A 14096-nucleotide genomic window follows, 5' to 3' on the forward strand; every position below is an offset into this window, starting at 1 on the left:
GCAGGGGGGGCGTGCGGCCGCGTGCGTCAGGCCGAGGTGAGATAGGCCAGCACCGCGAGCACCCGCCGGTTGTGCTCCTCCCCCGTCGCCAGGCCCAACTTGGAGAGGATGGAGCCCACATGGGTCTCCACCGTCCGCTCGGTAAGCCAGAGCCTGCGCGCGATCCCGAGGTTCGTGCGGCCCTCCGCCATGAGCGACAGCACCTCCGCCTCGCGCGGCGTCAGCGTGGCCAGGGGGTCGCGCCGCGCGCCCAGCATCCGCGCCACCACCTCCGGGTCGAGCGCCGAGCCGCCGGCCGCGACCCTGCGCAGCGCCTCCAGGAAGTCGTCCACGTCGAAGACCCGGTCCTTGAGGAGGTAGCCGAACCCGCCGCGCGCCACCAGCTCGACGGCGTTGCGCGTCTCGATGTGCTGGGAGAGCAGCACGATCCCGAGGTCGGGGAACTCCTCCCGTACGAGACGGGCCGCGCGCGCCCCGTCGTCGGTCAGGTCGGGCGGCATCCTGATGTCGATGACCGCCAGGTCGGGGCGGGTCGCGGAGACCGCTGCGACCAGTGCGGGGGCGTCCGCCGCCCGGCCCACGATCTCGTGGCCGGCGTCGGCGAGCAGTCGTGCGAGACCCTCCCTGAAGAGCGCGGAGTCCTCGCCGATCACGATGCGCATGGCAGGACCGCCTCCACGACTGTGCCGTTTCCGGCCGGACTTGAGACCCGAAGGATCCCGCCGAGGGTGGCCACCCGGTCGGCGAGTCCTGCGAGCCCCGACCCGGGGCGTACCCCCGCGCCGCCGCAGCCGTCGTCCTCGACGGCGATACGGATGGACTCGCCCTCCTCGTGGACGCGCAGCCCGATCCGCTCGGCGCCCGCGTGTTTGACGGCGTTGGTGACGGCTTCGCTGGCGACGTAGTACGCGGTGGTGGCGACCTCGTCGGGCAGTTCGGGGCGCTCCAGGCGCCAGTCGAGGGCGATGGGGGCGCGGGCGCAGAGCGCTTCGAGCGCGGGCCCGAGTCCGTCGTCGAGCGAGGAGGGACGCAGGCCGTGCGCGAGCTCGCGCAACTCCGCGACCGCTGTGCCCAGTTCGGCCACCGCCTGGTCCAGGAGTCCGTCCACGTCGATGCTTCCGTCGTCGAGGTGGCGCTGGGCGAGGCGCAGCGCCATGCCGAGGGTGACGAGCCGCTGCTGGGCCCCGTCGTGCAAGTCCCTTTCCAGGCGCGCCCGTTCGCGGTATCCGGCGCGGAGCATCCGGGCCCGGCTGGCCTCGACGTCGCCGAGCGCCTGGCCGAGTTCGAGGCGCAGCCGTACGGTCTCGACGAGCAGGACGCAGGCCGCGGCGACCTCGCGCGGGCAGTCCGCCCCGGCGACGATCCCGATCGTACGGCTGCCGAGCCGCACCGGGACCTGGCTACGCCCCGCCACCAACTCGGCGTCCGCGTCCCGGAATTCGCTCCCGCCGGGCAGCAGGTAGCCCACCCGCAGCCCCGGCGCGCGCAGCGCTTCGCGCAGCACGGATTCCAGCTGCTCGGGGCGCGCACGGCCTTCGTGGACCTCGTACTCCAGCGCGTCCACGGCGGCGAGCGCCGCCTGCCGTACGGGAAAGAGCCGCCGGTCCACCCGCCGCCGTATCCGGTTCTTGACGGGTACGAGCGCCGCCGCGACCAGCGCGGTGAGCGCCGCGGCCGACACCGCGCCGCCCCGCCCGACGGCGAACCCGCCCGCGAAGGCCACCGCCGAATAGGCCGCGAGGAGCCCGGCGGTGACCACGCCCCAGGTGGCGACCGCGCCCGCGACGCGGTCCACGTCGTAGAGGTCGTGACGCAGGAGGGCGAGCGCGGTGAGCGCGGGCACACCGGCGTACAGGGCGATGAGCCCCAGCCAGATCAGCGCCCCCACCTCGCCGAGGACCAGGTAGTCCGCCCAGCAGCAGAGCAGCGTCCCGGGCAGCGCGAGCGCCCCGAGCGCGAACCACTTCACCTGCGCCCGCTCGACGGGCCGTGCCGCCCTGTAGCGGCCGCGCATCACCAGGGCCGAGAGGACGAGCAGCGCCATCATCAGGGCGAGCGGGGGCAGCGCGATCCAGGCGTAGCCGGCGGGGATCGTGGGCAGCGGGTGGCCGAAGTCCTGGAAGGGCGGGTCGTACGGGGTCGGGTCGAGCATCGCCAGCACATCGAAAACGAGGGGGACGACGAGCACGCCCCACAGGACCAGCCGGGGGCGGCGTCCGGCCGGCAGGCGGCCGTCGGGGAAGAGGAGGACGAGCAGCATCACCGGGACGTACCAGAGGGTCCACCAGCCGGCGGTGAGCTGGCGGACCGCCTCGGCCCCGGGGAGCGGACGGCCCCTGGCCAGGCCCGCGCCGCAGTACGTGTCGATGCCGATGATCAGCGGGGGCATCAGACCGGTGAGGGCGAGCAGGGGTCCGACGGGGTTGCGGGGCCGGCGCCGGGCGACGAAGAGCCCGAGCGCGAGGGACACGGCCCCGACGGCTGCGGCCCCGGCGAAGAGCAGGATGTCGCCTGCGGCGGGCGCCGGTCGGACGGTGAGGAGGACTGCGCAGACGAGCCCGGTCACGGCGCCCGCGAGCACCACGATCCCGGTGGCCGCCGGCCGGAGCCAGGCTCCTGAACGCAAAGCTTTCACACGCTCACGCATGCACTCACGGTAGGGCCGCGGTCACTGTTCGCGGTATCCGTGGCAGCACGCAGAATCGTCCCGTGCCTCCCCCGATGTGGCACCGACTCCCGCACGGCCAGAGTGCTGTGACAGAACCTCAGCCGCTCGGCCACCACTTCGGGGAGAGACCCATGACCGACACCAAGCACCTCGCCGCACCTGTCGCCGCCGCGCCCCTCGCCACCGGCATGCGCACCCTGGCCACCGCCGCACTCGCGGTCGTCGCGGTCGGCTCCGTCGTGAACGCGCTGTTCGCCGTCCTCACGCCGGGCGGCGACCCGCACAACGGATACAGCTATGGCGACGCCTCCGGCCACCGCGACCGCTTCTACGCGGTGTTCGCCTACGGAGGACCGCTCTACGCCCTGTTCTGCGTCGGCCTCGCCTTCGCCGTCCTGGTCCTGGTCCGCGAGCGCGGCGCGGCACTCGCCCGCATCGGCTCCGTACTGCTGATCGCGTCGGGCGCGCTGGTCAGTTCCGGCTTCGGGGCCATCGGTGTGCTGTACGGGTACGCGACCGACTCCGCCGCCCTGCCCACCGCTTCGGGCCACAGCTTCGTCGCGTACATCAACGACCACACCGACCTCTACACCAACATCCTGGCGCCCAGCGCGCTCGCCCAGATCGCCGGCTCGGTGCTCGTGTGCATCGCGCTCTTCCGGGCACGCACGGTGCCGCGCCCGCTGGCCGCGCTGTTCATCGTCGGGATGCTGCTGAGCTTCGCGCTCTCCAGCGGCGTCGCCGGCCTGATCGCGGCGATCCCGTCGGCGGTCGCCACCGTACTGATCGCCTGGTACGCCCGCGCACGCACGACGGCCTGACCCGCACCGCACGGGGACACGGGGGCGGCCCCGCACCGGAGGGGGATCCGGTGCGGGGCCGAAGGCCGTCCGCGGGCACCCGCAGAGCGCTACACGTTCACGGTGAACGGCGCCTGGAGCGAGCTCCCCGGCGGCAGTTGCTCCTGGATCAGTGCGAGCGCGGCCCCGAAGTCGCCGTCGTTGTTCCCTGCGGAGTACCGCGCACCGCCCGAGTGCAGGGTCACGCCGAGGTCGGTGTCCGGCCGCCGCAGCGCCAGCAGGCAGCTGAGGGTGGCCTGGTGCACCTCGCCGCCGGTCGACAGGACCGGCAGCGGCATGTCCCACTCCAGTACGCAGTCGCCCAGCGCGCCGTCTCCTGCCGCCGCCGATATGTCCCGCGCGGGTGCGAGCGCGTCGAAGGAGTCCCCCACGTACTCAACACCCCTGATGCTGGTGTGCAGTTGCCGCCCTTCGACGGTGATGACGAAGGCTTCCGATCCATGGCGGTCCCGGTACCAGCCGGCCCACGACTGTGCTGTCATGAGCGGGACTGTAGCGGTGCCACGGGCCCGCCGTCACAAGGAGTGATCAAGTCCGGAATTACCGCTTCCTGGAGTACTTCGTCACGATCGTCCCGTTGTCGAAGCTCTTCAATTCGTCGAGTGCGAAGTCGACGACGCCGAATTCGGCCGAGAAGAGCGGAATGCCCGCGCCGACGACGATCGGATAGACCTTGATGATCAGTTCGTCGATCTCCGGGAGGAGTTGCGCCGCCAGATCGGCGCCGCCCGCAAGATAGATCCCGAGCCCGCCCTCCTCCGCCTTGAGCGCGCGCACCGCGGCCAGGACATCGCCGGAGATCATCTCGACCGCGGGGTCGGGGCTCTCGGCGATCGAGCGCGAGACCACGTACTGGCGCAGGTGCGCGAACGGGCTCGTGACGCCGATGTCCAGCGCCGCGCCGTAGGTCGTCCGCCCCTGGACGATCGTGTCGAAGTGGGTGTTCGGCACGCCGTCGATGCCGAGGGGGCCGCGCACGTGTGTGGGCAGGCACTCCGGATACTCGCCGATCAGGAAGTCCTTCAGGAAGGATGCGCCGATCGGATAGAAGTCGTAGGCCCCGGAGGGCGCTGCGATGAAGCCGTCGATGGAGGCACCGACGTAGTACGAGAGCTTGCGCAAACCGGCCTCTTTGGTCTCGGGGATGTGGCCGTCCGTGAACCACGACAGCTATAGTGCTCCATGTGTAGTGGTTGCACAAGACCTTTTGATGCACGGGGAGTTCAGAGGAGCAGGAGAAAGACATGGCACGGAATCCGGAACGCAGGACCGCCCTGGTCGACGCGGCGATCGACGTACTCGCCCTGGAAGGCGCGCGAGGGCTCACCTTCCGCGCGGTCGACGCGCAGGCCGGCGTCCCGGCCGGCACCGCGTCCAACTACTTCGCCAGCCGCGACGACCTGCTGACCCAGGCCGGGCGCCACATCCACGTACGAATGACGCCCGACCCCGCGGAGGTCGCCGAGGCCCTGCGCCCCGGGCCCTCACGCGCGCTCGTCACCGGCCTCATGCGGTGGCTCGTCGAGCGCATGGAGAAGGAGCGCAACGGCTATCTGGCGCTCCTCGAACTGCGCCTGGAGGCCACCCGGCGGCCCGCCCTGCGCGCGGAACTGACCGAGGCCCTGCAGGCCGTCCTGGACGCCAACATCCGGTTCCACCTGGACTCGGGCATGCCGGGCGACGCCGAGACCGTACGGCTGCTGTACGTCTCCATGACGGGCCTGCTGATCGAACACCTCACCCTGCCCGGCCTCCTGGGCGAGGACACCACCGCCCGGCTCGTCGACGCGCTCGTCGAGCGGATCGTCCCGGCGGAATGACGGTCAGCCGCGCGGCTCGCGCCACATGGGCCACATCAAAGGCCCGTCGGGCAGCTCCACGGTCCTCCCCATGAAGACGAACCCGAGCCGCTCGTACAGCACCTTGCTGCGCGCGCTGCTCGCCTCCAGATAGGCGGGCGTCCCCTCACGGTCGCAGCGCTCCAGGACCGGCGCCATCAACGCGGTCCCCAGCCCCTCGCCCTGCCGCTCGGGGCTCACCCCGATCATGAGCAGATACGCGTGGGCCCGGTCGTGCGGATGGACAGCCCCCATCAACCGGCCCACCATCTCGGCCCGTTCGTTCTCCCGGTCGGCCGTCTCGCGCATCAGGGCGGGGACCTCGTCCTCGCCCTCGGGCTCGCCTGCGGGCACGTCGAGCCACAGGGCCATCGCGGATCCGTCCTCCAGGAGATCGACCCGCCCCTCGGCGAGGGTGATGTCGATGAAGACGCCGAGGAACTTCCCGTGCACCGCCCGCCGGTGCGCCTCGTCGGGGAAGACCCACCCGCTCACCGGGTCCTGCTGGAACGCGCTGTCCAACAGCCGCACCAGCACCTCGCGGTCGTTCGCGCCCGCCTGCCGTATCGCCACACCCATCCCCATGACCCTCTCGTCCGACCGTCCGACCGTCCGGCTGCTGAGCCGGGCAACTGTCCGGGCTGATCTTAGAGTTGGGGCCCGAACAGCCGGGTGCCCCGCCACGGATCCGCGACGGGGCACACAAGGCTCAGGTACGGCGGTCAGCCGCCGAGTGCCGTGACCCCGGCCTTCGGGTTGCTCTCGGTCGACGCCTTGTCGAGCACGGTCCCGGCGACGGTGCCGACCTGGTTCGCGGTGCGGTTCAGGTCGAGCGGGCTGTTCACCTTGGACCTCACCGGGGTCTCCACCGTGGTGAGCGCGTCGGCGTCCGGAACGCCGTCCGCGTACGCGACCGAAGGGGCGGCCAGGGCGAGGAACGCGGCGGCTGCGGCAGCGCCGAGAGTGTGACGGGCAGTGGGCACGGGCGGGGGTCCTTCCGGAAGCGGTACGTCGATCGCGGGCAGTTCTACAGCCCGCCACCGTGCCGTACGGCGGATGAGGCCTGACGTGGGCGCGCCAGGCCCACAGTCCCCTCATCCGCCCGTCCGGAAAACTGTTCAGTGATTACGCCGCGTCACGAACTCCGCCAGCGACAACAGCCCTCCCGCCGCCGCCAGGTCGGGCACCGCCCGCGCCAGGTGGTGCACCGCACGGGACATCCGGTCGGCCGCCTGCATCTGCGCCCAGTCCCGGCCGCCCGCCCGCTCCACGGCCTCGGTCGCGGCCCGTATGGCAGCGGCGTTCATCGGCCCCCGGTAGAGCCCTTCCAGTTCGGCCGCGGCGGGCGTGCCCGAGGACAGGGCGGCGACCACGGGCAGCGACTTCTTGTGGGCGGCCAGATCCGCACCGGCCGGTTTCCCGGTCCGGTCGGGGTCGCCCCAGATGCCGATGAGGTCGTCGATCAGCTGGAAGGCGAGCCCGGCCTCCCGGCCGAACGCGTCCATGGCGTCGACCACTTCGCCGTCCGCTCCCGCGTACAGCGCACCGAGCGCGCACGCACAGCCGAGCAGCGCACCGGTCTTGGCCTCGGCCATCGTCAGGCACTCCTCCAGCGTGACATCGCTGCGGTCCTCGAAGGCGCAGTCCGCCTGCTGGCCGGCGCAGAGCTCGATGACACAGGCCGCGAGCCGCTCCGAGGCCGCCCTGGAGGCCGGATGGGCGTCCTCGGCGAGCAGCCGCAGCGCGAGCGCGAGCAGTGCGTCACCGGCGACGATCGCGTCCGGTATGCCGAAGACGGTCCAGGCGGTGGGCCGGTGTCTGCGGGTGGGGTCCTGGTCGATCACGTCGTCGTGCAGCAGGGTGAAGTTGTGCGCCAGCTCCACGGCGGCCGCCGCCCGTACGGCAGGCTCCGTACGCCCGCCCACCGCCTGCGCCGCGGCGAGCACCAGCGCGGGCCTGATCGCCTTGCCGGCCTGCCCGGCGGCCGGGGTGCCGTCGGGCAGCTCCCAGCCGAAGTGGTACATCGCGATACGGCGCAGGGAGCCCGGCAGCGTCTCGATCGCCGAGCGGAGCCGGGGGTTGACCGCGATCCGGGTCCGCTCCAGGAGAGCGGCTGCCTCGTGGCCCTCGGTCGCGGATTGTGCAGTGATCACGCCGATCCACCTTCCTCACGGGGTGCGGGCCCGGGCCCGGGACACCGGCCCGGGCCCGCACTCTCCACGCACTCAGCGCCAGCGACTGACCTCAACGTTCTCCAGCACGCCCAGCGCGTCCGGTACCAGGATCGCCGCCGAGTAGTAGGCCGTCACCAGGTAGGAGATGATCGCCTGTTCGTCGATGCCCATGAACCGCACCGAGAGGCTCGGTTCGATCTCGTCCGGGATGCCCGCCTGCTGCAGGCCGATGACACCCTGCTCCGCCTCGCCCGTACGCATACAGATGATCGAGGTCGTCCGGGCGTCGGAGACCGGGATCTTGTTGCAGGGGAAGATCGGCACCCCGCGCCAGGCGGGCACATGGTGCCCGGCCACCTCGATGCTGTCGGGGTAGAGCCCGCGCTTGTTGCACTCCCGTCCGAAGGCGGCGATCGCCCGCGGATGCGCGAGGATCATCTTCGATCCGCGCCTGCGCGACAGCAGTTCGTCCATGTCGTCGGGGCCGGGCGCCCCGTCGTGCGGCTGCAGCCGCTGGCTGTAGTCGGCGTTGTTCAGGAGCCCGAACTCACGGTTGTTGATGAGCTCGTACTCCTGGCGCTCGCGCAGCGCCTCGACCGTGAGCCGCAACTGCTGCTCGGTCTGGTTCATGGGCTGGTTGTAGAGATCGGCGATCCGGCTGTGCACCTTCAACACCGTCTGCGCGACGCTCAGTTCGTACTCGCGCGGCGCCGCGTCGTAGTCCACGAAGGTGTGCGGGACGATCGCCTCGCCCACATGTCCCGCGGAGAGGTCGATCGCCGCCTCGCCGTGCTTGTTGGTCCGCTGTTCCGGTACGAACGCGAGCCGGTCCAGGTGCTCCCGGAGCGAGCCCGCACGCTCGGCCAGGTTGAGCACATCGGCCCGGGTGAGCTCGAGCACCGTACAGGCGGTGGCGGCCCTGGCGGTGTACTCCCAGGTGGAGTCCCCGTCGAGGAGCGCCTGGTCCCCCAGGTGCGCGCCGTCGGCGAGCACTCCGAGGACGGTCTCGCCGCCGTACTGCCCGGAGCCGATCTTCTCGACGCGTCCGTGGGCGAGCAGGAACACCCGGTCGTTGACCGATCCCGCCGCGGCCAGCACCTCGCCTGCCGCGAACTCCCGCTGCGCGCACCGCTGTGCGAGCTCGGCGAGGGCCGCCTCGTCCTCGTAGTCCCGCAGCGCGGGCAGCTCGCCCAGCTCGGCGGGGATGACGGCCACGCGGTCGCCGGTCTGGACGAACGTGACACGCCCGTCTCCCACGGAGTAACTGAGCCGGCGGTTCACCCGGTACGTACCACCCTGCACCTGCACCCACGGCAGCATCCGCAGCAGCCACCGCGAGGTGATCTCCTGCATCTGCGGCGCGGACTTGGTGGTGGTCGCCAAGTTCCGCGCGGCAGCCGTGCCCAGACTCTGCTGAGGCGGGGCCTGCTGCTCGCGGATCTCTTCGCCAACCGACATCTGACTCCCTCTCGATCAAGCGCTGACCTGCGCCAGCGAGCCTTCCACCACGGGGAGTCGCCGCGCCATTACACAAACGAAGGAGACTGTTCGGCCCTCCGGCGGGGAAAGGCGGCGACAATCGCCCCATGTCCCCGGAACCACCGCGTCCACTGCCGCCGCTCCAGCCGCACCTCCCCTCCCCGCTCCAGCCGGTCTCCGACGACCGGTTCGCCCGCCACGGCGTCCAGCTGCTGCTCAAGCGCGACGACCTGATCCACCCGGAGCTCACGGGCAACAAGTGGCGCAAGCTGGCCCCGAACCTGGCGGCCGCGGCGGGCCGCCCGCTGCTCACCTTCGGCGGCGCGTACTCCAACCATCTGCGCGCCACGGCGGCCGCGGGCCGCCTGCTCGGCTTCGCGACGATCGGTGTCGTACGGGGCGACGAACTGGCCGGCCGCCCGCTGAACCCCTCGCTGGCGCAGTGCGCGGCGGACGGCATGCGCCTGCACTTCGTGGACCGGGCGACGTACCGCGCGAAGTCGGTCCCGCCCGCCTTCGCTGATGCGTATGTCGTACCCGAGGGCGGCAGCAACTCCCTGGCGGTGCACGGCTGTACGGAGCTGGGCCGGGAGCTCCGGGACGCGGTGGACCTGACGGTGGACGTGGCGGCGGTCGCCGTGGGCACGGGCGGCACGCTGGCCGGGCTCGCGGCGGGTCTCGCGCCTGCGCAGCGGGCGATCGGCTTTCCGGTGCTGAAGGGCGGCTTCCTCGGGAAGGAGGTACGGCGGCTTCAGCGCGAGGCGTTCGGGGGGCCGGCGGGTGCCTGGACGCTGGACGACCGCTTCCACGCGGGCGGCTACGCGCGTACGACGCCCGAACTGGAGGCCTTCGCGGGGGACTTCGAGCAACGCCACGGACTGCCGGTCGAGCGGGTCTACGTGGCGAAGATGCTGATGGGGCTGACCGCACTGACGGAGGAGGGCGCGTTCCCCCGCGGAACGAGGGTGGCGGCAGTGATCACAGGACGCCCCTGAACCGCACCCCCACCCCGGGGCTCCGCCCCGGACCCTCAAGCCGGTGTCAGCAAAATCAAGCCCGTCCGGCGATTGAGGACGAGCGGCCGGAGGCCGTGATCGGGGGTGCTGGGGGCGTAGCCCCTGCGAAGGCGGGGCCGGGGCTGCGAGCCCCGGGATCGGGGGGCTACTCCGCCGCCTCCCGGTACGCCGCCGCCTCCTCCAGGTCCAGCCGCCGCAGAAGCGTCCGCAGCATCTCGTCGTCGATCCGCCGCGCGTCCCGCAGCTCCACGAACACCGCCCGCTCCGCCTCGATCATCTCCCGGGCAAGCCGCCGGTACGTCTCGTCGGCGCTCTCCCCCGTGACCGCGTTCACCGCCCCCAGCCGCTCCCACACCGCATTGCGCCGCCGCTCCAGGACCGTACGCAGACGGTCCGCCAGCGGCTGCGGCAGCGCGTTCTCCTCCTCCGCCAGCAGTGCGTCGAGCCGCTCCTCCGCCGCCCGCGAAGCCTCGCTCTGCGCCTGCGCCTCGGCGAGCGTCTCGGCGTGCACATCGCGGCCCGGGATCTTGAGCAGCCGGATCATCGGCGGCAGCGTCAGCCCCTGCACGACCAGGGTCGCGATCACCGTCGTGAACGTGAGGAAGAGCACGAGATTGCGCGCGGGGAAGCTCTCCCCGTCCACCGCCACCGGAATGGAGAAGGCGATGGCCAGCGAGACCACCCCCCGCATCCCCGCCCACCCCACGATCAGCGGCGCCCGCCAGTCCGTGTCGGGTTCGCGGGCACGGATGCGCGCGAAAAGCACCCGTGGCAGGAACGTCGCGGGGAACACCCACACGAAGCGCACCACCACCACGAGCACGAAGACGGCGACCGCGTACCAGCCGGCCTCCCACCCCTCGTACTCCCCCAGCCCCTTCAGTACGAAGGGCAACTGCAGCCCGATCAGCGCGAAGACGGCCGACTCCAGAATGAAGGAGACCATCTTCCACACGGCCTCCTCCTGCAGCCGCGTCGCGAAGTCGACCTGCCACGACCTGTGCCCCAGATACAGCGCCACGACCACCACCGCCAGCACCCCGGACGCGTGCACATGCTCGGCGGCCGCGTACGCGACGAACGGGATCAGCAGCGACAGCGTGTTCTGCAGCAGGGCCTCCGTCAGATGCGTACGGAGCCAGTGCAGCGGCACCATCAGCACCAGTCCGACCCCCACACCCCCGACGGCCGCCAGCGCGAACTCCTCGATCCCGCCCGCCCAGCTGGCCCCCTCCCCCACGGCGGCCGCGAGCGCCACCTTGTACGCGGTGATGGCCGTCGCATCGTTCACCAGCGACTCGCCCTGGAGGATCGTGGTGATCCGCGAGGGCAGCCCCACCTTGCGCGCGATGGCGGTCGCCGCCACCGCGTCCGGCGGCGCGATGACGGCCCCCAGGACCAGCGCGGCGGTCAGCGGCAGATCGGGCACCAGCAGATACGCCAGCCACCCCACGGCCAGCGTCGCGAAGAGCACGTACCCCACCGAAAGCAGCGCCACAGGCCGGAAATTGGCCCGCAGGTCCAGGTAGGAGGAGTCCACGGCGGCCGTGTAGAGGAGCGGCGGCAGGATCAGCGGCAGCACGATCCCCGGGTCAAGCGCGTACTCGGGCACCCCGGGCACGTACGCCGCGATCAGCCCCACCGCGACCAGCAGCAGCGGCGCCGGAATCGGTGTCCGGCGCGCCACTCCCGCCACGACGGCGCTGCCCGCCACCAGTGCCACCAGCGGCAATGCATCCATCTTTCCGCCCGCCCTCACGCTCAGGTCACTCGGACCGCAATTAACCTGGACATCATGAGCGAGTGCCAGCACACAGCCGAACTGCCGCGCCCCGAGCCCGTCCCCCTGAGCGAGACCTGCCTGGAGTGCCTTGCCGCCGGATCGCACCCCGTCCAACTGCGGCTCTGCCTGGTCTGCGGCCATGTCGGCTGCTGCGATTCGTCGCCGTTCCAGCATGCGACGCTGCACTTCAAGGAGACCGGTCACGCCGTGATGCGGAGCTTCGAGCCCGGCGAGAGCTGGCGCTGGTGCTTTGTCGACGGTTCGATCGTCTGACGTCTGGGTACGTCAACCCGACGCCCCCGCTTCACAATTGGGCCCGCAGACCCCTAGCCACTGTCCGTACCCGTAGGCTTACCATGAGTGACAGCCTTCGGGGCGGGAGAACCGGGGCCACGACGACACGCGACGACGGATCGCGATAGCGTCACCGCGCATGGTTCCTGGAGGAGCGCCTCCGGAGAACCCGAACGAGCTTGTGCCACCTTGGAGGTGAGGGTGTCCCCTATCGCAGGCGAGCCCGGGAATCAGGACTTCGTGGAAGTCCGGCTGCCGGCTGCGGGTGCTTACCTGTCGGTGCTGCGTACGGCGACCGCCGGCCTCGCAGCGCGTCTGGACTTCACTCTCGACGAGATCGAGGACTTGCGCATCGCGGTCGACGAGGCGTGCGCGATCCTGCTTCAGCAGGCCGTGCCCGGCTCGGTGTTGAGCTGTGTGTTCCGGCTGATCGACGACTCTCTCGAAGTCACCGTGTCGGCCCCCACGACTGACGGACGCGCCCCTGAGCGCGACACCTTCGCCTGGACGGTGCTCTCCGCGCTCGCGGGCCAGGTGGACGCCACGGTCGCCGACGACCGTACGGTCTCCATCAGCCTGTACAAGAAGCGCGGCGCGGGACCCGGGCCGGCGTGAACGAGGACGGTCCGGTGAGGGACATGGTGAGCACGGGATCGATCCCGGAGCAGCAGGCCCGGCCGCACCCGGTGGATGGACTTCTCGACGCCGCAGAGCAGGCGAAGGCAGAGCAGGCGGGTCCTATGAGCGAGCAGCAGCACGAGCACCACGAGCGGAAAGAACAGCGCGATCCGCGCGACCGCAGTGCGGCGCGGGAAATGTTCGTCGAACTGGGCAAGCTCCCCGACGGCTCCCCGGAGAAGGCCGAGCTGCGCAACGCCCTGGTGCGGATGCATCTGCCCCTGGTCGAGCACCTGGCACGCCGTTTCCGCAATCGGGGCGAGCCGCTGGACGACCTGACCCAGGTCGCCACGATCGGCCTGATCAAGTCGGTGGACCGCTTCGACCCGGAGCGCGGGGTCGAGTTCTCCACGTACGCGACACCCACGGTCGTCGGCGAGATCAAACGTCACTTCCGCGACAAGGGCTGGGCGGTACGGGTGCCGCGCCGCCTCCAGGAGCTGCGTCTTTCGCTGACGACGGCCACCGCGGAGCTCTCCCAGCAGCACGGCCGTTCCCCCACGGTCCATGAGCTGGCCGAGCGCCTTGGCATCTCGGAGGAAGAGGTCCTGGAGGGCCTGGAGTCGGCCAACGCCTACTCCACGCTGTCGCTGGACGTCCCCGACACGGACGACGAGTCGCCCGCGGTCGCGGACACGCTGGGCTCGGAGGACGAGGCGCTGGAGGGCGTCGAGTACCGCGAGTCGCTGAAGCCGCTGCTGGAGGATCTCCCGCCCCGGGAGAAGCGGATCCTGCTGCTGCGCTTCTTCGGCAACATGACGCAGTCGCAGATCGCCCAGGAAGTCGGCATCTCCCAGATGCACGTCTCGCGCCTGCTCGCCAGAACCCTGGCGCAGCTGCGCGAGAAGCTCCTCGTCGAGGAGTAGAGGGGTAGCCGTTACGCGTCGCGGGGGCCCCTGATGTCCAGGGCCTTCGCGGTCGCGGGGTTCACCAGCAGCACCAGCGCGGTGACGGCGACGGCCGCGAGCGCGATGCCGGCCGGGATCAGCCCGTTCCCCGACGTGAGCAGGGTGTAGGCCACCGGCACCGCGATGATCTGCGTGATGATCGCGGGCCCCCGGCTCCAGCCCTTCTGCCGCAGCAGTCCGCGGGCCGCGATCAGCGGGATGAGCGCGAGCACGACCAGCGTCACCGCGGTCGTCGCACCCATTTCCGTACCGCCGCCGGAATCCGCCGCACCACGGATCAGCAGGTACGCGCCGGCGACGACCAGTGCCGCACCCTCCAGAGCGCAGAGGGCCGCCGCGTACGTCAGGCGGGCGGGACGGGGGGCGGCCGGGTTCGGGGGGGTCTGCTCACTGCTCAC

General features: G+C 71.4%; 16 protein-coding genes. 6 read left to right on the forward strand and 10 right to left on the reverse strand.

Annotation, left to right across the window (positions count from 1 at the left end; genetic code table 11):
* Positions 1-26: 26 nt before the first annotated feature.
* Positions 27-662 (reverse strand): response regulator transcription factor, encoded by a 636-nt coding sequence (locus AB0H78_RS18290; protein WP_363235435.1) that lies wholly within the window; start codon positions 660-662, stop codon positions 27-29.
* Complete coding sequence (locus AB0H78_RS18295) at positions 650-2647, reverse strand: histidine kinase (RefSeq protein ID WP_363235436.1); 1998 nt, start codon at positions 2645-2647, stop codon at positions 650-652. The genes AB0H78_RS18290 and AB0H78_RS18295 overlap by 13 nt, the downstream gene beginning before the upstream one ends.
* A 152-nt stretch (positions 2648-2799) precedes the next feature.
* On the opposite strand from AB0H78_RS18295, the gene AB0H78_RS18300 reads away from it, so the two are divergent.
* The gene (locus AB0H78_RS18300; RefSeq protein WP_363235437.1) at positions 2800-3489 is read left to right on the forward strand and encodes a hypothetical protein; all 690 of its coding nucleotides are present in this window, start codon (positions 2800-2802) and stop codon (positions 3487-3489) included.
* Between the two features lie 89 nt (positions 3490-3578).
* On the opposite strand, the gene AB0H78_RS18305 is transcribed toward AB0H78_RS18300, so the two are convergent.
* A complete protein-coding gene (locus AB0H78_RS18305) occupies positions 3579-4010 on the reverse strand; it encodes a DUF6304 family protein (protein ID WP_363235438.1) in 432 nt (143 codons plus the stop codon).
* A 58-nt stretch (positions 4011-4068) separates the two neighbouring features.
* Positions 4069-4650, reverse strand: a complete 582-nt coding sequence (locus AB0H78_RS18310; protein ID WP_363235439.1) for a dihydrofolate reductase family protein — start codon at positions 4648-4650, stop codon at positions 4069-4071.
* Between the two features lie 122 nt (positions 4651-4772).
* Between AB0H78_RS18310 and AB0H78_RS18315 the strand changes: the two genes are divergently transcribed.
* Positions 4773-5348 carry a TetR family transcriptional regulator gene (locus tag AB0H78_RS18315; RefSeq protein WP_363235440.1) on the forward strand — a complete coding sequence of 192 codons (576 nt, stop codon included), beginning with the start codon at positions 4773-4775 and terminating at the stop codon, positions 5346-5348.
* 3 nt (positions 5349-5351) lie between these two features.
* Here AB0H78_RS18315 and AB0H78_RS18320 read toward each other — a convergent pair whose 3' ends face one another.
* From AB0H78_RS18320 to AB0H78_RS18335, 4 genes are all read right to left on the reverse strand, one after another.
* On the reverse strand, positions 5352-5945 hold the full coding sequence (locus AB0H78_RS18320) for a GNAT family N-acetyltransferase (RefSeq protein WP_363235441.1): 594 nt from the start codon (positions 5943-5945) through the stop codon (positions 5352-5354).
* Positions 5946-6088: 143 nt separating this feature from the next.
* Complete coding sequence (locus tag AB0H78_RS18325) at positions 6089-6349, reverse strand: hypothetical protein (protein ID WP_363235442.1); 261 nt, start codon at positions 6347-6349, stop codon at positions 6089-6091.
* A gap of 135 nt (positions 6350-6484) precedes the next feature.
* Positions 6485-7519 (reverse strand): family 2 encapsulin nanocompartment cargo protein polyprenyl transferase, encoded by a 1035-nt coding sequence (locus tag AB0H78_RS18330; protein ID WP_363235443.1) that lies wholly within the window; start codon positions 7517-7519, stop codon positions 6485-6487.
* Positions 7520-7591: 72 nt separating this feature from the next.
* A complete protein-coding gene (locus tag AB0H78_RS18335; RefSeq protein WP_363235444.1) occupies positions 7592-8998 on the reverse strand; it encodes a family 2B encapsulin nanocompartment shell protein in 1407 nt (468 codons plus the stop codon).
* Between the two features lie 128 nt (positions 8999-9126).
* On the opposite strand from AB0H78_RS18335, the gene AB0H78_RS18340 reads away from it, so the two are divergent.
* Positions 9127-10014, forward strand: a complete 888-nt coding sequence (locus tag AB0H78_RS18340) for a pyridoxal-phosphate dependent enzyme (protein ID WP_363235445.1) — start codon at positions 9127-9129, stop codon at positions 10012-10014.
* 166 nt (positions 10015-10180) lie between these two features.
* On the opposite strand, the gene AB0H78_RS18345 is transcribed toward AB0H78_RS18340, so the two are convergent.
* Positions 10181-11776 carry a Na+/H+ antiporter gene (locus AB0H78_RS18345; RefSeq protein ID WP_363235446.1) on the reverse strand — a complete coding sequence of 532 codons (1596 nt, stop codon included), beginning with the start codon at positions 11774-11776 and terminating at the stop codon, positions 10181-10183.
* A 54-nt stretch (positions 11777-11830) separates the two neighbouring features.
* On the opposite strand from AB0H78_RS18345, the gene AB0H78_RS18350 reads away from it, so the two are divergent.
* From AB0H78_RS18350 to AB0H78_RS18360, 3 genes are all read left to right on the forward strand, one after another.
* A complete protein-coding gene (locus AB0H78_RS18350; protein ID WP_363235447.1) occupies positions 11831-12091 on the forward strand; it encodes a UBP-type zinc finger domain-containing protein in 261 nt (86 codons plus the stop codon).
* A gap of 222 nt (positions 12092-12313) precedes the next feature.
* Positions 12314-12727 (forward strand): anti-sigma regulatory factor, encoded by a 414-nt coding sequence (locus AB0H78_RS18355; RefSeq protein WP_363235448.1) that lies wholly within the window; start codon positions 12314-12316, stop codon positions 12725-12727.
* A gap of 23 nt (positions 12728-12750) precedes the next feature.
* Positions 12751-13656, forward strand: coding sequence for an RNA polymerase sigma factor SigF (locus AB0H78_RS18360; protein WP_363235449.1), 906 nt, complete (start codon positions 12751-12753; stop codon positions 13654-13656).
* 11 nt (positions 13657-13667) lie between these two features.
* Here the strand turns inward: AB0H78_RS18360 and AB0H78_RS18365 are convergent, their stop codons facing one another.
* The gene (locus AB0H78_RS18365; RefSeq protein ID WP_363235450.1) at positions 13668-14096 is read right to left on the reverse strand and encodes a hypothetical protein; all 429 of its coding nucleotides are present in this window, start codon (positions 14094-14096) and stop codon (positions 13668-13670) included.

It is taken from the genome of Streptomyces sp. NPDC050738 (assembly GCF_040654175.1).
GTDB lineage: Bacteria > Actinomycetota > Actinomycetes > Streptomycetales > Streptomycetaceae > Streptomyces.

Excerpts from the sequence above, each read along its gene's own strand:
- AB0H78_RS18360 (WP_363235449.1), top strand. The coding sequence starts at position 12,751 with ATGGTGAGCACGGGATCGATCCCGGAGCAGCAGGCCCGGCCGCACCCG.
- AB0H78_RS18335 (WP_363235444.1), bottom strand. The coding sequence starts at position 8,998 with ATGTCGGTTGGCGAAGAGATCCGCGAGCAGCAGGCCCCGCCTCAGCAG.
- AB0H78_RS18320 (WP_363235441.1), bottom strand. The coding sequence starts at position 5,945 with ATGGGTGTGGCGATACGGCAGGCGGGCGCGAACGACCGCGAGGTGCTG.
- AB0H78_RS18345 (WP_363235446.1), bottom strand. The coding sequence starts at position 11,776 with ATGGATGCATTGCCGCTGGTGGCACTGGTGGCGGGCAGCGCCGTCGTG.
- AB0H78_RS18350 (WP_363235447.1), top strand. The coding sequence starts at position 11,831 with ATGAGCGAGTGCCAGCACACAGCCGAACTGCCGCGCCCCGAGCCCGTC.
- AB0H78_RS18340 (WP_363235445.1), top strand. The coding sequence starts at position 9,127 with ATGTCCCCGGAACCACCGCGTCCACTGCCGCCGCTCCAGCCGCACCTC.
- AB0H78_RS18305 (WP_363235438.1), bottom strand. The coding sequence starts at position 4,010 with ATGACAGCACAGTCGTGGGCCGGCTGGTACCGGGACCGCCATGGATCG.
- AB0H78_RS18295 (WP_363235436.1), bottom strand. The coding sequence starts at position 2,647 with ATGCGTGAGCGTGTGAAAGCTTTGCGTTCAGGAGCCTGGCTCCGGCCG.
- AB0H78_RS18300 (WP_363235437.1), top strand. The coding sequence starts at position 2,800 with ATGACCGACACCAAGCACCTCGCCGCACCTGTCGCCGCCGCGCCCCTC.
- AB0H78_RS18290 (WP_363235435.1), bottom strand. The coding sequence starts at position 662 with ATGCGCATCGTGATCGGCGAGGACTCCGCGCTCTTCAGGGAGGGTCTC.
- AB0H78_RS18315 (WP_363235440.1), top strand. The coding sequence starts at position 4,773 with ATGGCACGGAATCCGGAACGCAGGACCGCCCTGGTCGACGCGGCGATC.